At 38.4% G+C, this 13,426-nt stretch carries 12 protein-coding genes; 5 read left to right on the top strand and 7 right to left on the bottom strand.

Features of this window, described 5'->3' with window-relative positions:
- Positions 1-9: 9 nt before the first annotated feature.
- Positions 10-1,194 (top strand): mannonate dehydratase, encoded by a 1,185-nt coding sequence (gene uxuA / locus KP713_RS02925; protein ID WP_215769806.1) that lies wholly within the window; start codon positions 10-12, stop codon positions 1,192-1,194.
- A gap of 51 nt (positions 1,195-1,245) precedes the next feature.
- Here uxuA and KP713_RS02930 read toward each other — a convergent pair whose 3' ends face one another.
- The 7 genes from KP713_RS02930 to KP713_RS02960 all read right to left on the bottom strand — a co-directional run bounded on the left by KP713_RS02930 (position 1,246) and on the right by KP713_RS02960 (position 10,075).
- Entirely contained in the window at positions 1,246-1,959 is a 714-nt protein-coding gene (locus KP713_RS02930) for a TerC family protein (protein ID WP_215769807.1), read from the bottom strand.
- Between the two features lie 97 nt (positions 1,960-2,056).
- A complete protein-coding gene (gene uvrC / locus KP713_RS02935; RefSeq protein ID WP_215769808.1) occupies positions 2,057-3,886 on the bottom strand; it encodes an excinuclease ABC subunit UvrC in 1,830 nt (609 codons plus the stop codon).
- 1 nt (position 3,887) lies between these two features.
- Positions 3,888-4,652 carry a 3-deoxy-manno-octulosonate cytidylyltransferase gene (gene kdsB / locus KP713_RS02940; protein ID WP_215769809.1) on the bottom strand — a complete coding sequence of 255 codons (765 nt, stop codon included), beginning with the start codon at positions 4,650-4,652 and terminating at the stop codon, positions 3,888-3,890.
- A 3-nt stretch (positions 4,653-4,655) separates the two neighbouring features.
- Positions 4,656-4,841: a Trm112 family protein gene (locus KP713_RS02945; protein ID WP_215769899.1), complete on the bottom strand. Its 186-nt coding sequence runs from the start codon at positions 4,839-4,841 to the stop codon at positions 4,656-4,658.
- Positions 4,834-5,832, bottom strand: coding sequence for a tetraacyldisaccharide 4'-kinase (gene lpxK, locus KP713_RS02950; RefSeq protein ID WP_215769810.1), 999 nt, complete (start codon positions 5,830-5,832; stop codon positions 4,834-4,836). The genes KP713_RS02945 and lpxK overlap by 8 nt, the downstream gene beginning before the upstream one ends.
- A gap of 72 nt (positions 5,833-5,904) precedes the next feature.
- On the bottom strand, positions 5,905-7,668 hold the full coding sequence (gene msbA / locus KP713_RS02955) for a lipid A ABC transporter ATP-binding protein/permease MsbA (RefSeq protein WP_215769811.1): 1,764 nt from the start codon (positions 7,666-7,668) through the stop codon (positions 5,905-5,907).
- A 40-nt stretch (positions 7,669-7,708) separates the two neighbouring features.
- Positions 7,709-10,075 (bottom strand): DNA internalization-related competence protein ComEC/Rec2, encoded by a 2,367-nt coding sequence (locus KP713_RS02960; protein WP_215769812.1) that lies wholly within the window; start codon positions 10,073-10,075, stop codon positions 7,709-7,711.
- 259 nt (positions 10,076-10,334) lie between these two features.
- On the opposite strand from KP713_RS02960, the gene dksA reads away from it, so the two are divergent.
- The 4 genes from dksA (at position 10,335) to tsaE (ending at position 13,421) form a co-directional block, all read left to right on the top strand.
- Positions 10,335-10,772 carry an RNA polymerase-binding protein DksA gene (gene dksA / locus KP713_RS02965; RefSeq protein WP_005627987.1) on the top strand — a complete coding sequence of 146 codons (438 nt, stop codon included), beginning with the start codon at positions 10,335-10,337 and terminating at the stop codon, positions 10,770-10,772.
- Between the two features lie 163 nt (positions 10,773-10,935).
- Positions 10,936-12,378, top strand: coding sequence for a polynucleotide adenylyltransferase PcnB (pcnB, locus tag KP713_RS02970; RefSeq protein ID WP_502793468.1), 1,443 nt, complete (start codon positions 10,936-10,938; stop codon positions 12,376-12,378).
- An 8-nt stretch (positions 12,379-12,386) separates the two neighbouring features.
- Complete coding sequence (folK, locus tag KP713_RS02975; RefSeq protein WP_215769814.1) at positions 12,387-12,869, top strand: 2-amino-4-hydroxy-6-hydroxymethyldihydropteridine diphosphokinase; 483 nt, start codon at positions 12,387-12,389, stop codon at positions 12,867-12,869.
- 75 nt (positions 12,870-12,944) lie between these two features.
- Entirely contained in the window at positions 12,945-13,421 is a 477-nt protein-coding gene (tsaE, locus tag KP713_RS02980) for a tRNA (adenosine(37)-N6)-threonylcarbamoyltransferase complex ATPase subunit type 1 TsaE (protein WP_005635434.1), read from the top strand.
- Positions 13,422-13,426: the final 5 nt, after the last annotated feature.

Raw genomic sequence — 13,426 nt, forward strand, 5'->3', positions numbered from 1 at the left:
GAGTTAAAAATGGAACAAGCATGGCGTTGGTATGGACCAAAAGATCCTGTTTCTTTATCTGATATTCGTCAAGCAGGCGCAACTGGTATAGTCACTGCACTTCACCATATTCCTAACGGTGAAATATGGAGTATTGAAGAAATTAAAAAACGCAAAACTGAAATAGAGAATGCTGGTTTAGTCTGGTCAGTAGTGGAAAGTGTACCAGTTCATGAAGAGATTAAAACTCAAACTGGAAATTATCAAAAATGGATTAATAACTACAAACAAACTCTTCGCAATCTTGCTCAATGCGGAATTGACACTGTTTGTTACAATTTTATGCCAGTTTTAGACTGGACTCGTACCGATCTTGCTTATGAATTACCAGATGGTTCTAAAGCATTACGCTTTGATCACATCGCTTTTGCCGCATTTGAACTTCATATTCTAAAACGTCCTGATGCAGAAAAAACCTATAATCAAGAAGAACAAGTTGCAGCAAGAACCTATTATGACAATATGTCAGAGCAAGATATAACGCAATTAACGCGTAATATTATTGCGGGCTTACCCGGTGCAGAAGAAGGTTATACTCTTGATGAATTTCAAACTCAATTAGATCGCTATAAAGATATTTCACCCGAAAAATTCCGTACGCATTTGGCTTATTTTTTAAATGAGATCGTACCTATTGCCCAAGAAGTAGGAATCAAAATGGCGATTCATCCAGACGATCCTCCACGCCCAATCTTAGGCTTACCACGCATAGTTTCAACTATTGAAGATATGCAGTGGTTTGTAGAAACTCAACCATTGCCAGCAAATGGTTTTACAATGTGTACGGGTTCTTATGGCGTACGTTCCGATAATGATCTCGTAAAAATGACAGAACAATTTGCAGATCGTATTTACTTCGCACATTTACGTTCTACTCAACGTGAAGGTAATCCACTAACCTTCCATGAGGCAGCTCATCTAGAGGGAGACGTAGATATGTTTAATGTAGTAAAAGCTTTATTAAATGAAGAATATCGTCGATTAAATCTAGGAGAAACACGTTTAATCCCAATGCGCCCAGATCATGGGCATCAAATGTTGGATGACTTACGTAAAAAAACCAACCCTGGCTACTCTGCCATTGGTCGGTTAAAAGGTCTAGCTGAATTTCGCGGTTTAGAGATGGCACTAAAAAAAGTGTATTTCAATAAGTAAAAGAAAAAGTGCGGTCATAAAAAACATTATTTTTATCGACCGCACTTTCTCTTATTTCATCAATCTTCTCATTCTAATATTTATCATTTCGACCACAACAGAGAATCCCATTGCAAAATAGATATAACCTTTAGGGATGTGAATATCTAAACTTTCTGCAATTAAACTAATTCCGACTAAAACCAAGAAGGCTAAAGCTAGAATTTTCAACGTTGAATGCGTATCTACGAAATCGCCGATTGGTTTTGCTGCAAACATCATCACACCAACGGCAATAATAATCGCCAAAATCATAACAGGAAGGTGGCTTGCCATACCTACCGCTGTAATCACGGAATCTAAAGAAAATACAATATCTAGCACTGCAATTTGAATTAATACGCCAAGATAACTCACTTTATTTTTTCTTTCCGATTCATGATGGTCTTGATGATTTATTGCTTCTTTAATTTCGCCTGAACTTTTTACAATCAGGAATAAACCACCGATTAATAAAATCAAATCACGCCCAGAAATTTCTTGATTAAATACAGTAAATAACGGTGCAGTAAGCTTCATCATCCAAGCAAGTGACATTAAAAGTAAAATTCTTGTCAGCATTGCTAAACCAAGTCCAACAATACGACCAGACTGGCGTTGGCTTTCAGGTAAACGTCCAACTAGGATACTAATAAAAATAATATTATCGACCCCTAAAACGATCTCCAAAGCAGCAAGTGTTGCAAGTGATATCCACGCTTCAGGATCAGTAATCCATTCAAACATAATTTTTCCTATAATAGAGTTAAATAAATCCGAAAGTGCGGATCATAATGGCTTTATAATGAAAAGCAATCGTTATTTACATTTAAGAGATAATTGATTAATCGTTTTTGAGCGTTTCAAAAATCGTTTCAGCAAGTTTAAGGGAAATTCCAGGTACAGAGGCTATTTCATCTAAGGTCGCCTTTTTCACACCTTGTAAACCACCAAGATATTTAAGTAAAGCTTGACGACGTTTAGCGCCCACGCCTTCGATGGTTTCTAAACCACTTTGTGTAAAGGCTTTTTGACGTTTTTTACGGTGTTCGCTTATGGCGTGATTATGGCTTTCATCACGGATATGTTGAATCAAATGCAATGCCAAACTATCATCAGGCAAATGAATTTCTCGGTCTTGTTTGCTGATAATCAGGACTTCCTGCCCTGCTCGACGATCCACACCTTTTGCCACACCAATTAAGTGCGGTCTATTTTTATCCCATTTTACTTGAAGATGTTGGAATGCATTCAGAGCACGATTTAATTGCCCTTTTCCACCATCAATAAAAATAATATCGGGAATTTTATCTTCTTCTAAATCACGCTCATAACGTTTCTGCAACGCTTGTTCCATCGCAGCATAATCATCCCCGCCAGTAATGCCTTCAATATTAAAACGACGATAATCAGATTTCAGTGGGCCTTCTTGATTAAAGACAACACAAGATGCTACTGTTTGATTTCCCATCGTGTGGCTTATATCGAAACATTCCATACGCTTAATTTCAGGAAGATTTAACAACTCACACAACGCTTGATAACGCTCTGACATTCGTGAAGATTGTTTAAGTTGTACATTTAAAGCCGCTTTAGCATTAACTTGTGCGAGCTGTAAGTATTTACTCTTATCACCTTTTACGCTTTCTTGAATCGTCACTTTTCTGCCCGCTTGCTCCGTAAGAAGTTGCTCAAGCTCTGATTTTTCAGCTAATTGACGATCGACAATAATGCTATTCGGGATACTTCGTCCTTGATGTCCTTGTAAATAAAATTGCCCTACAAAAGTTTCGGTAAGTTCCGATAAATCCGTATTAGCGGGTACTTTTGGGAAATAACTGCGATTGCCGAGCACTTTTCCTTGACGAATAAACATCACCTGTACACAGGCTAAACCGTGTTGGTAAGCAATAGACATAATATCCATGTCATCTAAACGCTCATTGGATACAAATTGTTTTTCAATAACCGAACGCACCGCCTGAATTTGATCACGATAACGAGCAGCCTGTTCAAAATCTAAATTTCTGCTTGCTTGCTCCATTTTACCGATTAAATAATCTAACACCTGTTGATCTTTGCCTTGTAAAAACAAGCGCGCTAATTCAACTTGCTGATTATATTCTTCATCAGAAACATATCCCTGTACACAAGGCGCAGAACAACGCCCAATTTGATACTGCAAACAAGGACGAGAGCGGTTGGAATAAACGGAATTTTCACATTGGCGAACAGGGAAAAGTTTTTGCAAAAGCGATAAAGTTTCACGCACGGCTCCGGCATGAGGATAAGGCCCAAAATATTCACCCGCAAATTTTTTAGACCCACGATAGGAAGTGATTCTTGGATGACGTTCTTTGGTTAATAAAATAAATGGATAAGATTTATCATCACGCAATAATACGTTATAGCGAGGCTGATAAAGCTTGATAAAATTATGCTCTAGCAGTAAAGCTTCCGTTTCAGATGAAGTTAGCGTGGTGTCAATATGATGAATTGACGCCACCAACGCTTCTGTTTTTTTACTGCTCAGATTTTTACGAAAATAGCTTGAAAGACGTTTCTTTAAATCCTTTGCTTTCCCAACATAAATAACCTGATCTTTATCGTCATACATACGATAAACACCAGGTTCGTGAGAGACATCCGCTAAGAACTTTTTAGCATCAAACATTTTAATTCGCCGCTAAAATTGCCCGCACTTTTTCCAAATCTTCAGCGGTATCGACTCCCACAGCAGGCACTTCTTTCGCAAGTTCAACATGAATGCGTTCGCCATTATATAACACTCGAAGCTGCTCAAGTTTTTCTAGATTTTCAAGTTGAGTCGGTACCCATTGCACATATTGCTTTATGAAACCCGCACGATATGCGTAAATGCCAATATGACGTAAATAAGCGTCCGCAGGCTGTACTTTCTGAACATCCTGTAAATTCATAAACTGATCACGATCATAAGGAATAACCGAACGGGAAAAATACAGCACATAGCCATCTTTATCTGTTAATACTTTCACTGCATTTGGATTGAATAATTCCTCAGCATCATGAATTTTTACCGCAAGGCTTGCCATATTGACATTAAATTTTGCTAAATTATCTGCCACTTGTCGCACGATAACGGGTGGAATCAAAGGCTCATCGCCTTGAATATTGACAATGATTTCATTGTCAGGAATCGCTAATTTTTCTACAACTTCCGCTAAACGTTCTGTACCAGAATTATGATTAACCGAAGTCATACACACTTCCGCACCAAAACTTTTGGCAACATCAGCCACATTTTCATTATCGGTAGCAATAATCACTCGGCTCGCCCCAGACTGTAGTGCTTTCTCAAATACATGTTGAATCATTGGCTTACCTGCAATATCAGCAAGAGGTTTTCCAGGTAAACGACTTGATGCAAAACGAGCGGGGATAATCACGGTAAATGACATAATTTATTCCTTATTCTTTAATATTTCAGCTTTATCGGCAAGCAACACTGGCACACCATTTTTAATAGGATAAGCAATCTGTTCATAACAACAAATTAATCGTTGATTTTCTTGCTCATATTGCAATCGAGCTAAACAACGCGGGCAAGCAATCACTTCAAGCAACAGAGGATTAATCTTTTCAGATATTTGTGTATTGCTCCACAAGTTTGTCTATTTTGACCCAAAAGAGCGGTAAATTTTCACGTTGTTTTTCAGCCTCAATAATCTCCGCATCCACAGGGACATACCACCAATTATCTTTGGCAAAAGATTGGCATTTTACGGCATCTTTTTCCGTCATAAAGAGCGGTTGATTTTCAGAAAGTTTTTCTAATTGAGACGCTTCAAAATGTTGATGATCTTGAAATGCTTGAGTTCGCTCTAATTGAATCCCTAACTTTTCTAACATAGTAAAAAAACGCTGTGGATTGCCAATCCCTGCAATGGCAACGCCAGCTTGAAATTCCTTTAATTGGCGTTTTTCATTGGTTTTTAAATTAATCGCGAAATGAGGTACAAGACGCATAACCGCATCTGAATACTGATTTTTTCCACCATTAGTGATCACAAAATCTACGGATTTTAATCGACTTGGTAACTCACGCAATGGGCCTGCAGGCAATACAAAACCATTTCCCAACGCACGCTCAGCGTCCATTACGACAATTTCTAAATCACGCTGTAATTGATAATGCTGTAAACCATCGTCAGAAATAATAATATCGCACTCTGCTTGGCTTAAGAGTAATTCAATCGCTTGCTGGCGATTCGGGGAAATCACTACTGGCGCATTGGTACGTTTCGCGATCAATACTGGCTCATCGCCACCTTCAATTGGATTCGTATTTTCAGTAACAAATAACGGATAAGTTTTAGATTTGCTTCCGTAACCACGAGAAATCACACCTACGCGCAGACCTCGTTTTTTTAATTCTTCCACAAGCCAAACAACCACGGGCGTTTTGCCATTCCCGCCAACAGACAAATTTCCCACAATTATCACCGGTTTTGGTGCGCGATAAGAAGGTTTGAGACCCAAAGAGAATAAGGCGCGACGAATTTGGCTAATCAACCAAAATAATAAAGAAAAAGGCGATAAGAGCCAAATAAGTTTGGAATTGGAATACCAGAAGGGCATAGAAAATCCTTTCTAATAAGTGCGGATAAAATAACGCGAGTTTTTCAACTCGCGTTTTCGATAATCAATAAATTAGCCACTAAACTGCATACTGTGTAATTGTTTATAGGCTCCATTTTGTTCAAGCAATGCCTTATGGTTACCGCGCTCACGAATTTCACCGTGATCAATCACAAGAATTTCATCCGCATTTTCAATGGTTGATAAACGATGAGCGATTACGATAACAGTGCGATCTTTCTTCAATTCATCTAATGCAGATTGAATTGCTCGTTCTGACTCTGTATCTAGTGCAGATGTAGCTTCATCTAAAATTAATACTGGCGAATTACGCAATAAAGCACGAGCAATCGCTAAACGTTGACGTTGGCCACCGGACAGGCTCGCACCGTTTTCACCAATGACCGTATCAAAACCTTGTGGTAATTTTTCAATAAACTCTAAAGCATAAGCCGCTTTTGCTGCAGCGATAATTTCTTCGCGAGAATACTTATCTTGTGCTGCATAAGCAATATTATTCGCAATGGTATCATTAAATAAATGGACTTGTTGAGAAACCACAGCGCAGTTTTCACGTAAATTAGATAAACGATAATCTTGGATATTTACGCCATCCAGTAAAATTTCACCTTGATCAATATCGTAAAAACGCGTCACTAAATTAGCGATGGTTGATTTACCCGATCCAGAACGCCCCACTAGGGCTACGGTTTTTCCTGCTGGCACGCTGAAAGAAATATTATTTAATGCAAGTTCCTCTTTTCCTTGATATGCAAAACTCACATTTTTAAATTCTAGCGCACCTTTCGCTGGTTCAGCTTGGTAAGTCCCATTATCTTTTTCTGGTTCTAAATCTAAAATGGCAAATAGCGTTTGACACGCTGCCATTCCACGTTGGAATTGAGAGTTTACATTCGTTAAAGATTTTAATGGACGCATCATCGCCAACATAGATGAGAAAACCACCGTAAAAGAACCCGCACTTAGGTTATCTTCCGCAATCAACGGAGTCGTCGCTAAAAACAATACTGCCGCCAAAGCAAGAGAAGCAATAATCTGCACCACAGGATCGGAAATGGAATCGGCAGTGACCATTTTCATACCTTTACGACGCATATTGTTACTAACTTTATTAAAACGATCTTCCTCGACAAGCTGACCACCAAACGAAAGCACAACTTTATGTCCTTTCAACATTTGTTCGGTTGTCGCTGTTAATTCTCCCATTGAATCTTGTAAATTCTTACTCAATTTACGGAAAATTTTTGAGACGATGGTGATCAACACCGCAATAATTGGCCCGATAACAAATAAAACAAGGGTTAATTCCCAGCTTGTATAAAACATTACAGCCAATAGCGAAATAATATATGCCCCTTCTCGCACAATAGTAATCAAAGATCCTGAGGAAGAACTTGCAATCATCTCAGAATCATAAGTAATACGAGAAAGTAATTTACCTGTTGAATTTCTGTCAAAGAAACTCACTGGCATAAACATCAAATGTTTAAACAAGCGGCGACGCATTGTCATGACAACTTTGCCTGATACCCACGCCAAACAATAATTAGAAATAAAGTTGGTCACACCGCGCAAAATAATCATCCCAACGACGACAAAAGCCATAATTTTCAAAAATGAATGGTTTGCCTTGCCAAAACCATCGTCCAACAAAGGTTTTAACAAGTAAATCAAACCTGAATCAGCCAACGCATTCAAAACTAATGCAATGCCCGAAACAACAAGCCCCGCTTTAAAAGGTTTAATTGTTGGCCATAAACGCTTAAAAGTTTGTAAGGTTGAAAAATCATTTTCTTGTAATTTTTGCTCTTGCATAATCGCTATCTAATGGTAAAAATTGCGCGCATTGTACCTTTTATTCGCTCGAGAATCCAATTACACGTGCATACCAAGGGGAAAATTCTGTGCGTGCTTGTTGGATTTCTAATCGGTCTTTAAAAAAATTTACCCTTACTTGCCCTGAAATAGCGGTATTTTCCACCACACTTTTATAACGATGTAGCCTTTCTATAACCGAATAATGGGGGAATTTCCACGGATTCCAACGCCCACTAGAAATAATGGCTACATCTGGTCTAACCTGAGAAAGCAAGTATTCACTTGTCGATGTTTTACTCCCGTGATGCCCTACTTGTAACACATCAATTTTGCCTAAAGTTCGGGCAAAAATTTGCTCATTTTTTACTTCAGCATCGCCAGTCAACAAAACGCTATGCTTTCCATCATCAACTAAAATCACACAAGAATGGGGATTATCAGCTCGTGTCACAACGTTGTGAGGAGAAAGTATTTGAAAATGTAGCCCTTGCCAATGCCAATCACGTCCAGCAGTACAAAAAGTGTGGTAATTTTCCCCATAATTTTTTTGCGAAGGGGTAATCAATTCCGCATTGGGATACGCCTTTAAAATTGTCGAAGCACCACCTGCGTGATCGTTATCGTCGTGGCTTAAAATCAATTTTTCCAAAACAATCCCTTCTCTTTGTAAATAAGGCAAAATTTCCAACTCAGCCATACTTCCACATCGCCAAGAAGAACCCGTATCATAAAGAATCCCTTTACCATTTTTCACAATCAGCGTTGCCAAGCCCTGCCCCACATCTAAAGTATCTACCTGCCAAGTTGGTTTGCTCAATTGTTTAAACAACAAAATCATAAAACACAGCGAAATAATGCTGAAAGAACATCGCAAAACGTTGATTCGTTCATTTTTTAGCAAGGGTTTACTGAGATTCAATGTAAAAAATTTTGCTCGTTTTATTTGCCAGTTTGATGATGAAACCTCAGGTTCTCGATAAATACGCCAAATAATTAACATAAAGATTCCGCTACAAAGTGCGGTTAAAACCAATGCTAAATTAAATGAAACCGTGAGCCAATTTCCTTGAAAAACAGAAATTAACCCAGTAATTCCTTCAGCCAGCTTGTTTGCAAGTTGCCAAGAAAAACAAGCTCCATTAGTAAAAACAGCAAATAAAATCAAGGGTACGAGGAAAAAACTATAAAGTGGTACGGCAATAAGATTGGCTAAAAATCCACTCAGCGATAAGCCATTAAATAGAAAAAGTTGTAAAGGTGTAAAAAAGAGCAATAACCCAAATTGCAAATGAAATAAACTTAAAATCCACCGCACTTTTGGTGAAAAGGATCGATTTTTCCATTGAAAAAGAGAAAAAGGCACATAACGATACCATAGGATCAAACAAGCAACGGCTCCACAAGAAAGCCAAAAACTGACCGAAAGTGGCATTAATGGATCACAGAAAAGCAAGAATCCGACAACCAACGTAAAAAGCTTAAGAGGCGAATAATGTCGCCTCATTATTTGAATGAAGAAAACAAAAACAAGTGCTGAAATGGCACGAAAAGTGGGCACGCTAAAACCAGCCAAATACGCATAAATTAAAGAAAATAAAACGCCGAAAACTAAAGGAAAATAAGGATGAATAAAACGGGTGGGGAAAAATACTTGCACAACACGCACCAAATAAAATCCAATCCCCATAGCCAACCCAATATGTAAGCCAGAAATAGCAATAAGATGCGCGGTATTGGTTTGTTGGTAAATTGACCAAGTGGTTTTATCTAACCAAGCCCGTTCGCCAAAAGCTAACGCAATCAATAAACCTTGTAGAGATAATCCTTCCGTTTGCCTCTTTACTTGTTGCAATTTTTCTGCACGCAGTGATGAAACATCAGCAATTTTCACCGCACTTTTTACCGTTCCAACAGCAGTAATCCCTTCTGAAAAATACCATTGTTGCCGATCAAACCCACCAAAATTTAATCGAGCAGAAAGGGGGCGTAAGGAAATTTCAGCTTGCCAAATTTTCGATAATTGAGGCACCGCTTTCGCTTTCCAATTTAAAAAAATTCGTTGCTCTCGTAAGTTATCCGCCAATGTTGCTGTAGCAATGAGAGTTTGATAATCCTGTTGGTGCAAAATTTCTTGAATCTCAAAAGTCACCACTTGTTTTTGAGCGGTAACGCTTTGAGCCTGTTGTAACAAGCTGAATGCGGAATGATGTGTATAACCCAGAGAAACAACAAAAAAAGCAAGAAAAACTAAGAAATTTCTACGCAAAAAAATAAAAAGAAAAATCAAAGTAATCGCAATAACGAAAGCAACTTGCCAAGGCAATAGCCATGACTGCGGTAGAAATAATAACGTTAAATCCGCAACAATCAATAAGATAACCAAAGTTATTAAGTTTAATTTCATTTTTATCGCAATTTTAGGCTTATCGTTCTAAGCCTAAAATAGATTTATCTCTATGTGCAAAAGGTTGCTGGCGTTTCTGCGATCTATATCGCAAAAATAAATGTTGCAGGAAAATTTACTTGCTAAAACAAACAACTTCTGATATTTATACCGCCCTCAAAAATTGGGTTCCTAAAAGTGCTGTCAGGAACAAACTAAAATAACAAGACAGGAAGTCGTGAAGTTCACGCTTAAATTCTGTATGTATTAGGAGTGAGAGATGTCAAAAGCATCGTTGAGCTTGCTAGATTTAGCAGGCGTAAAGCCTTATCAAATGAAAAAAGATGAAGAATATATGAGTGAAGATCAAATTCTTCATTTCAGAAAAATTCTTAATGCTTGGCATGAGCAAATCGTGGAAGAAGCTTCTCGCACCGTTGCACATATGCAGGATGAAGTGACCAATTTCCCCGATCCCGCAGACCGAGCAACTCAGGAAGAGGAATTCAGTCTAGAATTACGTAATCGCGATCGCGAACGTAAACTAATGAAAAAAATTGAAGCAACCTTGAAGAAACTTGATACCGATGATTTTGGTTACTGTGATTGTTGTGGTGAAGAAATTGGCATTCGCCGTTTAGAAGCACGCCCAACAGCAGATCTTTGCATTGATTGCAAAACTTTAGCTGAAATCCGCGAAAAACAAGTCGCTGGTTAATTCATTCTATTGAAAAATACAAAAGTGCGGTTAAAATTAGCCGCACTTTTTTGCATTTAAAATTTCGGAAAAATCCCCTTGTCTTTTTCTTTATGAAAAAGAGCCAAGTCATTTATTTCCAACTAAAAAAACGGAGTAAATTATTCTTACTTATATCAAAAATTTGTTTGGCAAGAAGACAAAAAAATCAAAAGAGGTTGCCAAAACAAGTGCTCATTCTAAACGAGTTGAGCGTTCTAATAATCAAATGCCAAAAGCACGGGCCAAAAAATCAGAACAAACACACCGCTACGATAAAAATGTGATTAAAGCGGCTCAATTTGGTATTTCACCGCGTGATTTTAGCCGTAATGCACTCACCGTAGTGGAAAAACTGCAACGTCAAGGTTTCGAAGCTTATATCGTCGGTGGATGTATCCGCGATTTATTGCTCGGCAAAAAACCAAAAGATTTTGATGTTGCAACAAACGCTCGCCCTGAGCAAATCCAAAATATTTTCCAACGCCAATGTCGTTTAGTAGGTCGCCGTTTCCGATTAGCACATATTATGTTTGGTCGAGATATTATTGAAGTTGCTACTTTCCGTGCCAATCACAGTGATGCTCGCAATGAAAATCAAGCGAAACAGAGCAATGAAGGCATGTTACTGCGCGATAATGTTTACGGTACGATCGAACAAGATGCAGAACGCCGAGACTTTACGGTCAATGCGCTGTATTACAATCCGCAAGACAATACCTTACGTGATTATTTTGATGGTATTCAGGATCTAAAAGCGGGAAAACTACGCTTAATCGGTGATCCAGTTACTCGTTATCAAGAAGATCCTGTGCGCATGCTACGCTCAATTCGTTTCATGGCAAAACTTGATATGTTCCTTGAAAAACCGAGCGAACAGCCAATTCGTGAACTTGCGCCTTTATTAAAAAATATTCCGCCAGCTCGCTTATTTGATGAAAGTTTAAAATTATTACAAGCAGGACAAGGGGTAAAAACCTATCGTTTATTACGCCAATATGGTTTATTTGAACAACTTTTCCCTGCATTAAGCCCATATTTTACAGAGAAAGAAGATAGCTTTGCAGAACGCATGATCGTCACCGCACTTACTTCTACGGATGAACGTGTTGCGGATAAACTTCGTATTAATCCTGCATTCTTATTTGCGGCATTTTTCTGGTATCCATTACGCGAAAAAGTGGAAATCTTGAAAAATGAAGGCGGTCTAAATAACCATGATGCTTATGCTTTGGCGGGGAATGAAGTTTTAGATTTATTCTGTCGCGCTTTGGCTGCACCACGTCGTCATACTGCGGTCATTAGGGACATTTGGTTCTTACAACTACAATTATTGAAACGTACTGGCTCAGCACCAATGCGCACCATGGAACATCCCAAATGCCGTGCTGGCTTTGATTTACTAGCTATGCGTGCGGAAATTGAAGGTGGTGAAACGATTGAATTAGCCAAATGGTGGCACGAATATCAATTCAGCAATAGCGAACAGCGCGAACAGTTAGTACACGAGCAACAACGCTTACATCCTAAACCAAAGAAAAAATACTATCGTCCACGCTGTCGTAAAACAACGCGCTCAGCAGAATAAGGGAAGAGATGATTACTGCATATATTGCCCTTGGTAGCAATTTGAATACACCAGTAGAACAATTACATGCTGCGCTTAAAGCGATAAGTCAGTTACTAAACACACATTTGGTAACGACGAGCTCTTTTTATAAAAGCAAACCACTCGGCCCACAAGATCAACCCGATTATGTGAATGCCGTTGCAAAAATTAAAACCGCCCTTAGCCCGCTTGCACTATTAGATGAATTGCAACGCATTGAAAATGAGCAAGGTCGAGTACGTTTACGTCGCTGGGGTGAGCGTACGTTAGATTTGGATATTTTGCTTTACGGCAACGAAATCATTCAAAACGAACGCCTAACAATTCCTCATTATGATATGCATAATCGTGAGTTTGTCATTGTGCCGTTATTTGAAATCGCATCGGATTTGGTCTTACCTAACACTCAACCACTAGCAGATTTGGTCAAGCAATTTGATGACCATGAAATGATAAAATTAAATCCCTAGAAATTTCACCGCACTTTTATGAACCTCAAAAGTGCGGTAGAATCTGCCCACATTTTTCTTCATTCATGACCCGTTATGGAAAGCTTAACTCAATATATCCCTGATGAATTTTCTATGCTCCGCTTCGGCAAAAAATTTGCGGAAATTCTTCTAAAATTGCATACCGAAAAAGCAATTATGGTTTATCTTAACGGTGATCTTGGGGCAGGAAAAACAACACTGACACGCGGAATGCTGCAAGGTATCGGCCATCAGGGTAATGTAAAAAGCCCAACTTATACGCTGGTTGAAGAATACAATATTGCTGGCAAAATGATTTATCATTTTGATTTATATCGTTTAGCAGATCCTGAAGAGCTCGAATTTATGGGCATTAGAGATTATTTTAATACGGATAGCATCTGCTTAATTGAATGGTCTGAAAAAGGCCAAGGCATATTGCCGGAAGCAGATATTTTAGTGAATATTGATTATTACGATGATGCACGAAATATTGAATTAATCGCACAAACAAACTTAGGTAAAAATATTATAAAAGCATTCTCTAATTAATTTAT

Origin of the sequence: Haemophilus sp. SZY H36 (assembly GCF_018829625.1) — a bacterium.
Classification (GTDB): Bacteria; Pseudomonadota; Gammaproteobacteria; order Enterobacterales; family Pasteurellaceae; genus Haemophilus; species Haemophilus haemolyticus_K.